The sequence below is a fragment of the Pseudarthrobacter adonitolis genome (genome assembly GCF_055412845.1).
This window is the reverse complement of record NZ_JBVAYW010000013.1, coordinates 79,233-93,727: the sequence shown is the minus strand read 5'-3', so window position 1 is coordinate 93,727 and position 14,495 is coordinate 79,233. Positions and strand designations below refer to the sequence as shown.

At 63.9% G+C, this 14,495-nt stretch carries 14 protein-coding genes and 2 pseudogenes; 5 read left to right on the top strand and 11 right to left on the bottom strand.

Annotated features, from left to right (window positions below; all coding sequences use genetic code 11):
* Together ACZYZ4_RS13760 and ACZYZ4_RS13755 are read left to right on the top strand one after the other, a co-directional pair.
* Positions 1 to 116, top strand: a pseudogene (locus ACZYZ4_RS13760) (IS5/IS1182 family transposase); the annotation flags it as partial.
* Positions 117 to 197: 81 nt separating this feature from the next.
* Positions 198 to 1,082 carry a DUF2971 domain-containing protein gene (locus ACZYZ4_RS13755; protein WP_463861716.1) on the top strand — a complete coding sequence of 295 codons (885 nt, stop codon included), beginning with the start codon at positions 198 to 200 and terminating at the stop codon, positions 1,080 to 1,082.
* A gap of 242 nt (positions 1,083 to 1,324) precedes the next feature.
* Here the strand turns inward: ACZYZ4_RS13755 and ACZYZ4_RS13750 are convergent, their stop codons facing one another.
* The 5 genes from ACZYZ4_RS13750 to ACZYZ4_RS13730 form a co-directional block, all read right to left on the bottom strand.
* Positions 1,325 to 3,367 (bottom strand): ABC transporter ATP-binding protein, encoded by a 2,043-nt coding sequence (locus ACZYZ4_RS13750; protein ID WP_463861714.1) that lies wholly within the window; start codon positions 3,365 to 3,367, stop codon positions 1,325 to 1,327.
* On the bottom strand, positions 3,364 to 5,097 hold the full coding sequence (locus tag ACZYZ4_RS13745; RefSeq protein WP_463861712.1) for an ABC transporter ATP-binding protein: 1,734 nt from the start codon (positions 5,095 to 5,097) through the stop codon (positions 3,364 to 3,366). The genes ACZYZ4_RS13750 and ACZYZ4_RS13745 overlap by 4 nt, the downstream gene beginning before the upstream one ends.
* A 47-nt stretch (positions 5,098 to 5,144) precedes the next feature.
* A complete protein-coding gene (locus ACZYZ4_RS13740) occupies positions 5,145 to 5,567 on the bottom strand; it encodes a hypothetical protein (RefSeq protein WP_463861711.1) in 423 nt (140 codons plus the stop codon).
* A 236-nt stretch (positions 5,568 to 5,803) separates the two neighbouring features.
* Positions 5,804 to 6,946: a glycosyltransferase family 4 protein gene (locus ACZYZ4_RS13735; protein ID WP_463861709.1), complete on the bottom strand. Its 1,143-nt coding sequence runs from the start codon at positions 6,944 to 6,946 to the stop codon at positions 5,804 to 5,806.
* A gap of 352 nt (positions 6,947 to 7,298) precedes the next feature.
* A complete protein-coding gene (locus tag ACZYZ4_RS13730; RefSeq protein ID WP_463861707.1) occupies positions 7,299 to 7,562 on the bottom strand; it encodes a GlsB/YeaQ/YmgE family stress response membrane protein in 264 nt (87 codons plus the stop codon).
* Positions 7,563 to 7,715: 153 nt separating this feature from the next.
* Between ACZYZ4_RS13730 and ACZYZ4_RS13725 the strand changes: the two are divergent.
* Positions 7,716 to 7,888 (top strand): annotated as a pseudogene (locus tag ACZYZ4_RS13725) (CsbD family protein).
* A gap of 610 nt (positions 7,889 to 8,498) precedes the next feature.
* On the opposite strand, the gene ACZYZ4_RS13720 reads toward ACZYZ4_RS13725, so the two are convergent.
* From ACZYZ4_RS13720 to ACZYZ4_RS13710, 3 genes are all read right to left on the bottom strand, one after another.
* Positions 8,499 to 8,954 (bottom strand): nucleoside deaminase, encoded by a 456-nt coding sequence (locus tag ACZYZ4_RS13720; RefSeq protein ID WP_463861705.1) that lies wholly within the window; start codon positions 8,952 to 8,954, stop codon positions 8,499 to 8,501.
* Positions 8,955 to 9,064: 110 nt separating this feature from the next.
* A complete protein-coding gene (locus ACZYZ4_RS13715; RefSeq protein WP_463861703.1) occupies positions 9,065 to 9,460 on the bottom strand; it encodes a hypothetical protein in 396 nt (131 codons plus the stop codon).
* Positions 9,461 to 9,495: 35 nt separating this feature from the next.
* Entirely contained in the window at positions 9,496 to 9,879 is a 384-nt protein-coding gene (locus ACZYZ4_RS13710) for a MarR family winged helix-turn-helix transcriptional regulator (protein ID WP_463861701.1), read from the bottom strand.
* 84 nt (positions 9,880 to 9,963) lie between these two features.
* On the opposite strand from ACZYZ4_RS13710, the gene ACZYZ4_RS13705 reads away from it, so the two are divergent.
* Both ACZYZ4_RS13705 and ACZYZ4_RS13700 read left to right on the top strand, forming a co-directional pair.
* On the top strand, positions 9,964 to 11,505 hold the full coding sequence (locus tag ACZYZ4_RS13705; RefSeq protein WP_463861700.1) for an MFS transporter: 1,542 nt from the start codon (positions 9,964 to 9,966) through the stop codon (positions 11,503 to 11,505).
* Positions 11,502 to 11,876, top strand: coding sequence for a VOC family protein (locus ACZYZ4_RS13700; RefSeq protein WP_463861698.1), 375 nt, complete (start codon positions 11,502 to 11,504; stop codon positions 11,874 to 11,876). The genes ACZYZ4_RS13705 and ACZYZ4_RS13700 overlap by 4 nt, the downstream gene beginning before the upstream one ends.
* A 243-nt stretch (positions 11,877 to 12,119) precedes the next feature.
* On the opposite strand, the gene ACZYZ4_RS13695 is transcribed toward ACZYZ4_RS13700, so the two are convergent.
* The 3 genes from ACZYZ4_RS13695 to ACZYZ4_RS13685 form a co-directional block, all read right to left on the bottom strand.
* The gene (locus ACZYZ4_RS13695) at positions 12,120 to 12,869 is read right to left on the bottom strand and encodes a hypothetical protein (protein WP_463861696.1); all 750 of its coding nucleotides are present in this window, start codon (positions 12,867 to 12,869) and stop codon (positions 12,120 to 12,122) included.
* Between the two features lie 130 nt (positions 12,870 to 12,999).
* Positions 13,000 to 13,170, bottom strand: coding sequence for a hypothetical protein (locus ACZYZ4_RS13690; protein WP_463861694.1), 171 nt, complete (start codon positions 13,168 to 13,170; stop codon positions 13,000 to 13,002).
* Between the two features lie 186 nt (positions 13,171 to 13,356).
* Positions 13,357 to 14,175 (bottom strand): response regulator transcription factor, encoded by an 819-nt coding sequence (locus tag ACZYZ4_RS13685; RefSeq protein ID WP_463861732.1) that lies wholly within the window; start codon positions 14,173 to 14,175, stop codon positions 13,357 to 13,359.
* Positions 14,176 to 14,495: the final 320 nt, after the last annotated feature.

Sequence of the window (14,495 nt, the reverse complement as noted above, 5' to 3'; positions counted from 1 at the left end):
TCAAGCAATGGCGCGGCCTCGCCACCCGCTACGACAAGCTCGCTCTGACCTACCGCGGCGGAGTCGTCCTCCGCGCCATCACCATCTGGCTCAAGGAATTAGGAGACATGCCCTAATCCGGGACCCGTCGCCGCACGTCAACTGTAGGCCGGTAACGATTTGGCCGCCGGTCATCAATCACAAAGGCAAGTAAGACATTGGCAAGAGCTTTTCCAGGCATCCTGTACCACTACACCTCTACCGAGGGATTGGTCGGCATCCTCACTTCTCGCGCTTTGTGGGCAACCGACATTGAGTTCCTAAACGATGCGGAAGAACTGACCCACGCTTCTTCGGAACTGCTGGGGAAGATCGAAGCGAAAGTATGCAGTTTGGGAGGAGCGGCGGCCGAGCATAGCCCAGGCCATCCGGGGCATTCTCAAGTTCTGATCCTGCGGGAGCTCAGCTCGTATGTTCGGTCGATCGAACGCCTCGAAAGCGACGAGCGGGCCTATGTCACATGCTTCTGTGAGGATGGAGATCTACTCAGCCAATGGCGCGGCTACGCCGGGCCCGGTGGATACGCACTCGGTTTCGAACCGCGTTTATTGGATCCGACCCTCAGCGACCTCTTGTTCTCTCCGATACTTACGTGGATTAGATATGGCGTGAACGAGGCATCCTCAAGCTTGGAACACATGGTTTCGGAGCTTGCGCCGACAAAGGGCATCCACGCCGGTGTTGAAGCCCGGCATCAACAAGTACTTGTCCTAAGACTGCTGGCCTCCATTAAGAATCCGGGTTTCGCAGAAGAACGCGAATGGCGAACAATGATCACTTCCCACATGGTCCGTTCCAGATACCGAGCGGCAGCTTTCGCTCCGCAAGATTCAGCAGTTGACCTGAATTTCAGGACTGGTCCGCTTGGCATAACTCCTTATGTCAGCCGCAAATTTCCGTCGAAAGCGCTTGTATCCGTGACTATCGGACCAGGAGGAGACCGAAAACTACGCGAAAGGGCTGTCCGAGAACTACTTAGAGAAACTTTGGGAACCGCAGCATCAGCCATCACAGTCAAAATGTCGCAGGTCCCCCTTCGGTAGATCAACGGAGACGGAAGGTTGTTCGCCTCAATCATTGGCATAAGCTTCGCGGCACCAGGCCTCGCGCGAGTCGCTGCTGAAGTGAGGATTCCAGCGATGGCACGCATTCGAATCTGATACTCGGCTGGATCTGGGAAGCGCACGAAGTGCGTCGCGGCTCTCAAAATCCAACTTCTGGTCGCACTGTGCGGCAACAGGAATCGCACGGACGCCCCTAACCAGACTCCCCCTACGAAGGGCCCTTAAACCTCTGCCACGGGAGCCGCAAACTGCGCCTCGTACAGCCGCGCATAAGCCCCACCGGCAGCCAGCAACGAAGCGTGCGTCCCCTGCTCCACGATCTGGCCGGCCTCCATCACCAGGATGAGGTCGGCGTCGCGGATGGTGGACAGGCGGTGTGCGATCACAAAGCTCGTCCGGTCGGACCGCAACGCGCGCATGGCCTTCTGCACCAGCACCTCTGTCCGGGTGTCCACCGAGCTCGTCGCCTCGTCCAGAATCAAAACGGAAGGCCGCGCCAGGAACGCCCGCGCAATCGTCAGCAGCTGCTTCTCGCCTGCGGACACATTGGAGCCCTCGTCCTCCAGCACGGTGTCGTATCCTTCCGGCAGCGAGTGCACAAACCGGTCCACGTACGTCGCCCGCGCCGCCTCCAGGATCTCGTCCTCGGTAGCGGTAGGCCGGCCGTACGCGATGTTGTCCCGGATAGTCCCGCCGAACAGCCACGTATCCTGCAGCACCATGCCCAGCCGCGAGCGCAGCTCGCGCCTGGAGACTGAGGTGACGTCCACGCCGTCGAGCGTTATCCGCCCGGCGTCCAGCTCGTAGAACCGCATCATCAGGTTCACCAGGGTGGTCTTCCCTGCACCGGTCGGCCCGACGATGGCCACCGTCTGCCCCGGCTCCGCCACCAAAGAAAGCGAAGAAATCAGCGGCTTGTCCGGCGAATACGAGAAGGAAACAGATTCAAACACGAGCCGTCCCCGCCCCGCGCCATCAACAGAAACCCCACCAGCAGGATCCGGCGACTGCTCGTCCTCATCCAACAACGAGAACACCCGCTCGGCGGAAGCCACCCCGGACTGCAGCAGGTTGGCCATGGACCCCAGCTGCGCCAGCGGCATGGTGAACTGCCGCGAGTACTGGATGAACGCCTGCACGTCGCCCAGCTGCATGGCCCCGGACGCCACCTGCAGGCCGCCCACCACCGCGATCCCCACGTACACCAGGTTCCCGATGAACGTCATGGCCGGCATGATCAGCCCGGAAATGAACTGCGCGCCGAAGCTCGCGTCGTACAGCTCCACGTTCTTCTGCCGGAACCGCTCCTCCACCTCGCGCTGCCGGCCGAACACCTTCACCAGCGCATGCCCGGTGTACGTCTCCTCGATCTGCCCGTTCAGCTCCCCCGTGTTCTTCCACTGCGCCACAAACAGTTTCTGCGAGCGCTTGGCGATCAGCGCCGTGATCCCCAGCGTCAGCGGCACGGTCACCAGCGCGATCAGCGCCAGCGTGGGCGAGAGGATGAACATCATCACCAGCACGCCCACCACCGTCAGCACCGACGTGACCGCCTGGCTGATGGACTGCTGCAGGCTCTGCGAAATGTTGTCGACGTCGTTCGTCACCCGGCTCAGCAGCTCACCGCGCTGGATCGAATCGAAATACCGCAGCGGCAGCCGGTGGATCTTCGCCTCGATCTCCTCGCGCAGCCCGAACACCGTCCGCTGCACCACCCCGTTCAGCACATACGCCTGCACCCACATAAACGCCGACGCCAGCACGTACAGCACCAGCGCCCACAGCAGCACGCCGGACAGCGCCGCGAAGTCGATCCCCTCCCCCGGCGTCAGCGCCATAGGCGTCAGCATGTCCGCCCTCTGGTTCTCCCCCGCGGCGCGCAGCTGCGCGATCAGCTCCGCCTTGCTCACCCCGGCGGGCAACTCCCGGGACACCACCCCGGCGAAAATCAGGTTGGTGCCCTCCCCCAGCAGCCGCGGCCCGATCACCGAGAGCGTCACGCTGGCCACCCCCATGATCAGCACCAGCAGCAGCCACGCCCGCTCCGGCCGCAGCGTGCCCAGCAACCGTTTGGCCGACGGCCAGAAGTTCATCGCCTTCTCCGCCGGCACGTTCATCCCCGCGAACGGTCCGCCGCGTCCCGGCCCGCCCGCCGGACGGGGAATGCGTACGACGTCGGCAGTCCCGGTTTTCGAGGCCGGTGCTGTTCCGCCTTGGGCGGCATGGTGGGTGGCGCCCGACGGCGGCCGGTGCGGCGTGCTCATACCGTCTCCTCCGCTGCCAGCTGGGAGGAGACAATCTCCCGGTACGTCTCCGACGTCTCCAGCAGCTCACTGTGCGTTCCGCGCGCGACGATCCTGCCGTCGTCGAGCACTAATATCTGGTCCGCGTCCACGATGCTGGAGACGCGCTGGGCGATGATCACCAGGGTGGCGCCGGCGGTGTTGCGCTTGAGGGCCTGCCGCAGCCGGGCGTCGGTGCCGGTGTCCAGCGAGGAGAACGAGTCGTCAAAGATGTACAGCTCGGGCCGTTTCACCAGCGCCCGGGCGATGGCCAGCCGCTGCCGCTGTCCGCCGGAGACGTTGGTGCCGCCCTGGGAGATGGGCGCGTCCAGCCCGCCCTCCATCTCCGCGACGAAGTCGCGCGCCTGGGCAATCTCCAGCGCGGACCAGAGCTCGTCCTCAGTGGCGTCCGGCTTGCCGTACTGCAGGTTGCTGCGGACGGTGCCGGTGAACAGGTAAGGCCGCTGCGGGACCAGACCGATGTGCCCCCAAAGCAGGTCCGGGTGCAGCTCGCGCACGTCCACGCCGTCGATCCGGACCGAGCCGGTGGTCGCGTCGAACAGCCGCGGCATGAGGTTCACCAGGGTGGTCTTCCCCGCGCCGGTACTGCCGATGATCGCCGTCGTCTGCCCGGCCCTGGCGGTGAAGCTGATCCCGGAGAGGACGGGCTGATCGGCACCCGGGTAGGCGAATCCGGCGTCGAGCATTTCCAGTTCCCCGCGGCGCACGGCGCTGCTCAGGGGATTCTTCGGCGGGCGGACGCTCGACTCGGTGTCCAGCACCTCGCCGATCCGGTCGGCCGAGACCGCGGCGCGCGGGATCATCACCGCCATAAACGTAGCCATCATGACGGACATCAGGATCTGCATGAGGTAGCTCAGGAACGCGATGAGCGTGCCCACCTGCATGGAGCCGTCCTCGATCCGGAACGAGCCGAACCAGATCACCGCCACGCTGGAGACGTTCAGCACCAGCATCACCACGGGGAACGCGAGCGCCATCAGCCGGCCGGCACGCAGCGCGGTATCCGTGACGTCCTCGTTGGCCTGGGCGAAGCGGGCAGTCTCGATGTCCTCGCGGACGAACGCGCGCACCACCCGGATGCCGGTGAGCTGCTCGCGGAGGACCCGGTTCACGGTGTCGATCCGCTTCTGCATCTTCCGGAACAGCGGCACCATCCGGATGATGATCAGCCCCACCCCGATCATGAGGACCGGCACGGCGACGGCGATCAGCCAGGACAGCTGCACGTCCTGCCGGACGGCCATGATCACGCCGCCGATGGCGAGCATGGGCGCGGCCACCATCATGGTGGCCGCCATCAGCACCAGCTGCTGGACCTGCTGGACATCATTGGTGGACCGCGTGATGAGGCTAGGCGCGCCGAACCGGGTCACTTCCTGCTCGGAGAACTCCCCCACCCGCGTGAAGATGGCGCCGCGCAGGTCCCGGCCCACACCCATGGCCGCTTTCGCCCCGAAGTACACGGCAATGACCGCGCAGACGATCTGCAGCAATGTGATTCCCAGCATCAGGCCGCCCAGGCTGAGGATGACGCCGGTGTCCCCCTTGGCCACGCCCTCATCGATGATGTCCGCGTTCAGCGTGGGCAGGTACAGCGATGCGATGGACTGCGCCAGCTGGAAAATCACGACGGCGATCAGCAGCTGCCGGTGCGGCCGCAGGTATTCAACAAGCAGTTTCCAGAGCATGGCGGCTCCAAGGGTTCTGTCCCGCAAGAGTTGGTGCGGAGGTCAGTTTACGTCCGGAGGCTGGGAACTACGCGGACTATTTTGGTGGGATTCCTGCATGCGCCGCCCGGCCGGCCGGCGTCGTACGGGCTGATCAGGTCTGCCAGCATCGCGATGAGCGCGGCGGGGAGGAGGATGAGCCCGGCTGGGACGCCCCAGCCACCCTCCTCCAACTGCAGGGCGAGCCCGCCGATCACCACCGCGGGCAGGGCCGTGAGAACCGGTACCCATCTGGGCACCGGCCGCAGCCAGGCCCACACCGCGGCGCCGGCAAACCCTAGCGATCCGAGCAGCACCAGCCGGTGCCCCACCGGATAGGTGGGTGGCGCAAGGATGACGGTGAACGCGTCGGCCAGCCCGCAGGCCATTGTGGCGGCCGCGATTAGGACAAGCAGCGCCCACGCCCCTTCGGCCCAACGGATCCGGCTCATGGATTGACGGTAGCTGATGCCGGCCCCCAAGAGTTCGCCGCGGTTTCCTACTAATCGACTACGGAGAGGGGGCTCCTCCGATAAACGTAACGTCGATTATCGGCGCTTAAAATCCCCTGAATCACGGGGGAGAAGCGCCGATCGGCGACACCCCTGCCGGCGTCGGTTTCGCCGCGCACCCCGGGCCGCGGGACAGGTGGACCAGCCCGTAAAGGTCGGGTCCGAAGCGTGGCTCGTCATCGGGCGGGTTCGGCGCCGCGGTCGTCAAGAAAAACGGGGGAACCGGCCCGCCCCATTTGTCGGTCGGGGAACGGCCACGCATCGATGGGCTCCGGAGCGGCTGCAGGGACTGTCGGCGCCGCAGTGCCAGCGCAGATTCTGGTGTAGAGGTCAAGATGGGCGGCGACCATTCGATCGGCACTGAAATTCTTCTCCGCGGCCCGGCGACACGCCGTGCGGTCCAACCGTTCGCAGTCCGGCAGGGTGCGGGCCAGCCCCTCAGGCGTGGACCTAAGAAAGCCGGTCACCGCGTCTTCGACAATTTCAGGGGCCGAACCGTTGGTGGTGGCCAGCACCGGGGTTCCCGCCGCCAGCGACTCGATCATGACCATCCCGAAAGGTTCTGCCCATTGGATCGGATTGATTAGGGCAAGTGCTCCGCCGAGCAGCTGGTATTTCTCCATGCCGCCCACCTCGCCGAGAAACTCCTCATTGGAGCTCAGTTTTGGCCGGACCTGCGTGTTGAAATATTCATGCTCCTGCTGATTCTGCATCTTTGCGGCAATGCGGAGCGGAACCCCGCCCGCCCGTGCGATCTCGATGGCCTGCGTAACTCCCTTGTACGGATGCATTCGACCCAGAAAGCACGCATAGCCCCCGTCTCCCCTGCCAACGGGGATACCCTCCATCGCCAGGCCATGGTGGATGACGGCGGCGATCGGAATGACACCCGCCGTTCCGGCTTGGTGATCCGATATCGCCACTATGGCCACATCGGCAGCCAAAGCCCGGCAAAGCGACCGGACCTTTGCCCCGAAAGGGCTGTGCACCGTCGTCACGACAGGAACGCCGGCAGGCTTGTGCCGGTAAACGGAACCGGCGAGCGTGTGGTCATGGATGATGTCGGTGCCCGCCATGGCGGCGTACGCACGAATGACGTGATCCATCTCGTCGAGGGTGTTGCCCATGGTGGCGCCCTTCGCTGACCCGGTCCCGGGAACTTTCGGTACCGGACAGGTGCTCTCCTGCGGCGCGGCCAGCAACACCTCGTGGCCCGCCCGCACCAAGCCGCGGGCCAAGGTGTCTATCACCGATTCAATTCCCCCATATCCCGGTGGCGGAACGGGAATCCAGGGCGGGGCCACTATGCCGATGCGCATAGCGTCAGGCTAGTTCCTGGCAGTGACGAAAGGATGGCCGTCCCAAAGGGGCCCGGCCAGGTCCTGACGGGCTGCCCGAAGAGGGGCTCAACTGCCGCCGCCGCTATCAGGTGCCTGTGCAGGTACGCAGCCAATGAGCGTTCGACGATCATGTTCAAGCCCCGTTCGTAGTTCTGGCGCCCTGGCCGGAGGGCAGACCGCTTGCACCCCGGTTCAACCGGACCGGCTACTCTACAACAAACAAGCCCCACCCCTGCGGCAGGCCGGTACGGCCGGGTGAACGGGACGCCGGTCCCCTTCCCGGACAACAGCATAGGGACGTTATCGGTATCCCGGGGCAAGGCCGTCCGGGTCAGACGCGGCTCCTGCGGGTCACTGCCCCGTAGATTCCCAGGACGATCAAGGCGCCAAGAATGGCCAGCAGCCAGGTCCTGAGGTCGAAGAATTCCGCGAGACCTCCGCCGAAGATCAGTGAGCCGATCCATCCGCCGAGGATCGCTCCGACGACGCCCAGAACCAGGGTGATCAGCCAGCCCCCGCCTTGCTGGCCGGGGAGTATGGCTTTGGCGATGGCTCCCGCAATCAGGCCGAGCAGAAGAAAACCGAGAATTCCCATGACGTACTTCCTTCCAAAGGACCATCAGCGTCGTAGTGGCGCTATGGATACGATTTTAATCAGCATGCTTAGCAACTGGCAAGGTCCGATTTACGAGGAGAGGGTGAGCCGCAGGCAGCCCGCAGGCGGCAACCAACCTGAGGAAGTGACACTGTGGGTTTGGACGACAAGATCGGGAACGCCGCCGAGAAGCTTGGCGGCAAGGGCAAGGAAGCTGCCGGTGAAGCCAAAGACGATCCGGGCCTGAAAGCCGAAGGCAAGGGCGACCAGGCCAAAGCAGATCCGAACAGGCCGGCGAGCAGGTCAAGGACGCCTTCAAAGAGTAATCCGCCTCAGACCGGGGAGGGTGGGCCCGAACACGGGCGGCACCACTTAACGGACCAAAGTCCGGCTATGCGGATGATGCCTTTGCTAACGAATGCGGCAACCTGCCGACAAACGTGGCAAGAAAATCGACTCCGATACTCACAGCTCACGGCTCCGATGATTTGGGTCTCTCCGAGCAAGCCGACCGCGAAGCCGGCAGCACCGCCCCGGCACGCCCGAGTCTATCCGTCCCGCAGGTGCGAAGCCTTCCCCGGAAAAGTAAAGTCCACGGGTGCGCCCTGCACGCCCCAGCCTTACAAAAGATCGGCTATAGGCTCCTTCGTGGGTCAGGGGAGGGGCCCCCTTCCTTGGCTGTAGTCGAGCCGTCGTCCCGCTCACGCCTTGGTCATGGCAGTGTTGCGCCCGGTGTTGAGTTTTGCGCACGATGCCTGTCAGCGCCGTGAGGGCTGCGGCGTAGGCTCCAGGCGGGGTTGTCGCCATCGGCAGATGGCAAATCTGGAGAAGAACGCCTGGCGGTGCGGGACCGCCAGGCTACAGAGATACGATTTCGCGGACTCGATAGCCTTGGCCGGGTCTGACTTATTTCACCGGAGCTCCTTTATGCGTTGACTACTCGGCGATGTCCTCCGCCCACAGTTCAGGGTGTTCGTCCTGGAAGGTGCGCATCATCTCAACGCATCGGGCATCATTCAACACCACCACGTCGACGCCGCGTGAGCGCAGAAGTTCGAATTCGCCTTGGAACGTCTCGGCTTCGCCCACCACCACGCGCGGAATCTTGAATTGGATGATCGTCCCGGTACACATCGCACACGGCGCCAGGGTGGTGTAAAGGGTTGTGTCCCGGTAGCTCTTTTGACGTCCGGCGGCCCGCAGCGCAGACATCTCGCCGTGGGCGATTGGATCGCCATGCTGAACACGCTCGTTGTGGCCGCTGGCAATGACGACCCCGCCGCGGGCCAAGGCAGCACCGATCGGGATGCCGCCCTCTCGGAGGCTCTTTTGTGCGGCCTCGTAGGCAGCCTCGAAAACCGGGTCTGTGATGGTTCGTTCAGTTTCGGACATGGATGCAGTCTAAATCGCGCGCGTCGAAGAATTGTCGGTGGCCGCTGAAGGCTTGACATCCAGGCTATGTGACCGGGGCCTGGCCACCGGGAACACCGGTCTTTTTCTCACTAGTCGAATCCTAGGATGCTCGCGACCATGCGGCCCTGCTCGGGGCCACCCTCCCTTGCCTTGGCCAAGTTCGGTCCCGAACTCTTGTGGGATTCGCAGCCGGTGGCGAGCTGGGCCGCGGTGGCTGCCAATCCTGTCGTCGGCATCGGATGGATCGTCGCCTTCACGCTATTTCTCCGAGGAATTGATGAGCTGCAACGGAAGATCATCCAGGATGCGCTGGCGGTCACCCTCGGAGTGGGTGGGTCGGCGGATTCGCCTACGTCGTCGCCGACGCTGTTGGCCTCGTCGCGTACGACGTCGATATCGCGGTCTTCTCCGCACTCCTGGGAGTCGCTTACTTGATCACCTTCGTCGTCGGCAACGCACGCAATCAAATCCGCGACCTCGGACAACGAAGAGCCCCAGCCAGGACGGCAATGGCTGACGGCTACTCTTTGCCCAGGTTTTCCCTGAGCAGGGCACGGTGTTCGATGGCGGCTTGCCTGTGGAGCGCGCGGCCGGCGTCGGTGAGTTCCAGGAACAGTGAGCGCCGGTCATCTTCGCAGGACTGGCGGGAAATCAGTCCGGCTTTGTCGAGCCGGTCCACAACCTTGGACATGGCGCTCTGGGTCATGGGCGTGCGCTCACCGAGTTGCTTCATACGGCATGCCGCGTCGGCGCTTTCGGCCACGAGGTCCAGGATTTCAAACTCCGTAAGGCCGATGCTGAACTTCGATTCCAGCGCACGCTCCAGTGCCCCCGCCGTGTTGAAGTACGTGGTTTGGATGCTGCGCCATTGCTCAACCAACTGGCGGTCCTGCGGTGTTGCCATGCAGCGATTCTAGTTCATGACCAATTAGAAGTCCACGTCATAATATTCCTTGTCATTCAATGACGCGTCATATAAGTTGTTGTCATGACTTCAACTACCACCCTTGAAAGATCAGCCGGAGACCGGCCTACAGCTGTGCGTTGGACCCGTGCACAATGGATGCTCCTCCTGGTCCTGTGCACCGTTCTGGCACTCGACGCACTGGACGTATCAATGGTCGGTGTGGCCCTGCCCTCGATCGGCACCGAACTTCATCTCGGAACCGAATCCCTCCAGTGGATCGTCTCCGCCTACGTGCTCGGCTACGGAAGCCTGCTCCTGCTGGGCGGACGAATGGCGGACCTGCTCGGCCGACGGCGCATCTTCCTGATTGCGCTCAGCGTTTTCGCCGCAGCATCCCTGCTCGGCGGGCTGGTGGATGACCCGGCACTGCTGATCGCCACCCGTTTCGTCAAGGGCCTGGCCGCAGCATTCACGGCTCCCGCTGCCTTCTCGATCATCACCACCAACTTCGCTGAAGGGCCCGAACGCAACCGCGCCTTGTCCATCTTCACCACGTTCGGCGCAAGCGGATTCTCCCTCGGCCTGGTTGTAGGTGGCCTCATGACCGCCCTGAGCTGGCGCTGGACCTTCCTGGTCTCCGTTCCGGTGGCAGTCGCCGTCGTGATCCTTGGCCTGAAGTACATCCCCCGGGACTCAGCCGCAGGCCAGGCCGCAGACGGGGAGCAAGAGAGCGGGCATGACGTCTGGGGCGCCATCACACTCGCGGGCGGCATGCTGGGGCTCGTTTACACGCTGGTATCCGCACCAGGGAACGGCTGGGGATCTGTGGCAACTATCGCCGGATTCGTGGCCTCCACCGCAGTGCTGGCAGCGTTCGCCGTGATCGAAAACCGCGTCAAACACCCCCTGATCCGGTTCAGCATCCTCAAGGAAGGCTGGGTTGCCCGGGCAAACCTCAGCGCGGTGGGGCTGTTCGGTTCCTACCTGAGTTTCCAGTTCATCCTGACGCTCTACCTGCAGTCCGTGCTGGGATGGAGCCCCCTTGGCATGGCCCTGGCGCTCCTCCCGACCGGCCTGCTGGTTGCCTCGAGCGCACCCTTCGCGGACCGGCTCATCGAGAGATTCGGCGCCCCGCGGCTGATCCTGACCGGACTGGCCTCGTTGACGCTCGGATACGTGCTGTTCCTTCGCGTAGGCACCTCGCCCAATTACGTGACCGACATTCTGCCGTCCGTCCTGCTGCTGGGGGTCGGTTTCGCCCTGGCCTTCCCGTCCATCAACGTCCAGGCCACCACTGGCATCCGGGATGCCGAGCAAGGTCTGGCCGCAGGCCTGATCCAGACCAGCACCCAAGTCGGTGCCGCCCTGGTGCTGGCCGTCACCACGGCAATGGTGAGCGGTCACGGCAATGCGCCCGACGCAGGTGCCACCGTGGATGCGGCCGCGATGCTGGAACAGTACCGGCCGGGCCTGATCCTGAGCGCCGCGGTGGCCGTGGCTGCTCTCCTGATCGCAGCGACGCCCAAGTTCTCGCTGGGCACGAGGCTACAGCCGGGAGTTGAAAGCGACGGCGTGGTGCTCTCTGCCGTGGATGCCCGGCGCGGCGATAGGCTCAGGAAATGATTGGACGCGTTGATGAAATCGTAGTGGATTGCCAAGAGCCCGCCGCACTCGCGGAGTTCTGGTCCTCGGTCCTCGGTGGCGAACCAGTGCATCGAAGCGATGCGTGGTCTTTCGTCGATCCGCCGGGATGGACGCGCCTAGCCTTCCAACGCGTGCCCGAGACCAAGCAAGGGAAGAACCGTCTTCATATTGACGTCCACGTTGACGATGTGCCGGCAGCCTCCGTTGCCGCTGAAGCTCTCGGAACTGTCAGAGTGGGCACAATCCATGCAAGTGCTGTGGGTACGTTCCAAGTACTCCAAGATCAGGAGGGAATGAATGGTGCGTTGTGCGGTCAACAACTTCTGGATGACAACGCGTCGGGCGCCTGACCCCTGGCCCTCCCCTCTGCGCGCGGCGAGGCTGCCGCCTTATCCAGCCACCGCCGTCGGACCTTGACTTGATTGGAAGCCCCCACGCGAGCTGAACTCGAGCGCGGGGGCTTCCGGGTTTCGGTGGGGGGACCGAAACCGGGATCAATCTACCGGTTCCACGCGGGCGCAAGAACGGAAAATGGCTGTCTCCCACAAATCTTGTGTGAACCTTGAGCCGGCTCGCATCGAGCCCCCGGGCGCCTAACCCGCTGGCCTCAATGAGGTGATCATCCGTTTGATGTCCTGGTACTCCGGGGTCTCTGCGTACTTCTTGGCCTGCTCCAGATACGGCAGGGACCCGGCCCCCGGCGTCACGTTGTTCTCGGGGTTGTAGAACGCACCGAACATGGCAGCGGTGGGCGGCCAGGTAAAGAAATGGAAGATGGCGCATGCCGAGTCGCCCGTGGGCGCCGCCCAGGCGATGCCGTAGGCCGCGGCCGGCGTGTTGGCCGGACCCGGCGCAGCATCGTTACCGCGGGTCTCAAAAACAAACCAGGGCGCCACGCCGCCCTGCGCCAGCAGCGGCATTTCTTCAGACTCCAGCACCTCGTACGGGAACCGCTCCAAGCACGTGGACCCGGTGGCCATGTTGGTCCGGAGCGTCGCCAGCGGTTTGCCGGCCTCGTTGGTCACCTCCGCGAACGCACCTCCGCCCTCGGGCAGCTCCCCGGCCGGATCCCTGACGCTCCAGGCCGCCGGGTGATCGAACATCAGCTGCCCGTCCGCCGTCGTGTAGGCGGTCCAGGCGGCCGACGCCGGTGCGGTGCCGGTGGCGCTCGGCGAGACTGTCGCCGTCGGCATGGCAGTTGTGGTTCCGGCGGCCGGGGAGGTGACGGTGGGGCTGGGACTCGACGTCGCCGTCGGTCCTTCCTGCGGGCCGCACCCCGCCAGCAGCAGCGCCATCAGAATAGCTAGGGGAATTACCGCGCCTGGAATGGCCGGACTGCGCATCACACCCTCCTTTGGGCCTGGCTTTTGGTCCTTAAATTGTGGAGCTGGCGGGCGCATAAGGATCCACCGGCGGCCCGATTGGCGCCGAACCGTTGCCGGGATAACAAACGGATCCCACAACCGGCCGGGGTCAGGAGTAGAGGGCTGCGAGCAGCTCGACGACGACCTGGAAGCCCACAGGCGGGTCAGTCTTGGACCAGGCGGCATAGACGGGGACAGGGGCGGCGTCGCGCACATGCCGGTACACAACACCCTTGCGCCGGTACGGGTGCGCCGTTGATTCTGCCGTGACGCCCAGCAAGCGCCTCGCCGCTGCCGATCACCGTCAGCCAATCGTCGACGTCGTCCGTGGAGATAGTGCGTGCCGGCTGCTGGCCTTCCGGCCAAGGTCCAGACGCGTGCTTCCGGTGCGCCGGTCCATGGCCACTGGTCCAAAAATCGTCGCCAAAGTCCTCGCCGAACTGAAGTATCGACCCTCGGGACGCCGCTACGGCGCCAGGCGGTACCCCACGCCACGCACCGTTTCAACCCAGCGCGGTGACCGGGAACTGTCGCCCAGGCGCTTGCGCAGGTTTCCCAAGTGGACCTCGACGGCGCGCTCCTCGCCGGCGGTGACGAACGAACCGGTGTTGTACGGCTCGTTCCGGAGGCGGCGGACCAGGTCGGCCTTTGTCTGCACCACCCGGCCGTTCTCCATCAGGACCAGGAGCAGGTCAAACTGTGTGCGGGTCAGGTCCAGCGGTACGCCGTGGATGGCTGCGGAACGGGATCCTTCGTGCAGCGTCAGGCCCCTGTGCTCGAAGTCGCACAGGACGACGGCGCCGGCGTGGGCGGATGGAGCGCCGACGGCGGCGGCGGGCACGGCGGGAGCCGCCGGTTGCGGTGCGGCCAGCGCACGGGGCGCCGCGTTCCTGTCCCCGGGAACGGAACTAATCGACCGCGGACGCCTGAGCATCGCGGCGATTCTGGCACGCAGTTCCCGGGGACGGAAAGGCTTCGTGAGGTAGTCGTCCGCGCCAGCCTCGAACCCCATCAGCGCATCGGCTTCTTCCACCCGGCCGGTGACGATGATGAGGTAGGCGTCGCTGAATGTCCGGATCCGGCGCGAGGCCTCAATGCCGTCGAAGTCCGGTAGGCCAACGTCCATGGTGACAATGACGGGGTTGTGTTCCCGCACCGCCTTTACCCCTTCCGAACCGGAGGACGTTTCAAACACGGCAAACCCGGACTGCAGCAGCACCTCCTTCAGCGATGTCCTAATGTCGTCGTCGTCTTCAACAACAACAGCAACGCCCCGCTCCACCATCTTTGCCCCCAAAGTTTGATAATTTCATCTTTGCCCCCAAAGTTTGATAATTTCCTGCCGACGCAACGCACCATCCCAACTATCGTGGTCTATCGCCGGTGAGTACCAAGAGGATGGGTATTTCAGCGATACGGAGGGGTCGGCCTAATGAGTGAGCCTACACACCGTTCCGGGAGCAAAATTCCACTTCGCAAGAATTTGCAGAATTCTTGAGGTTCGGAAAATATTGCGTATTTATTGAGGATTTGGTTGGCTCAAATTAGTTGCATTTAGGCTATTGCGTTCTGTGACTGCTGTGGCTGATGATCAACGTGTGCTCA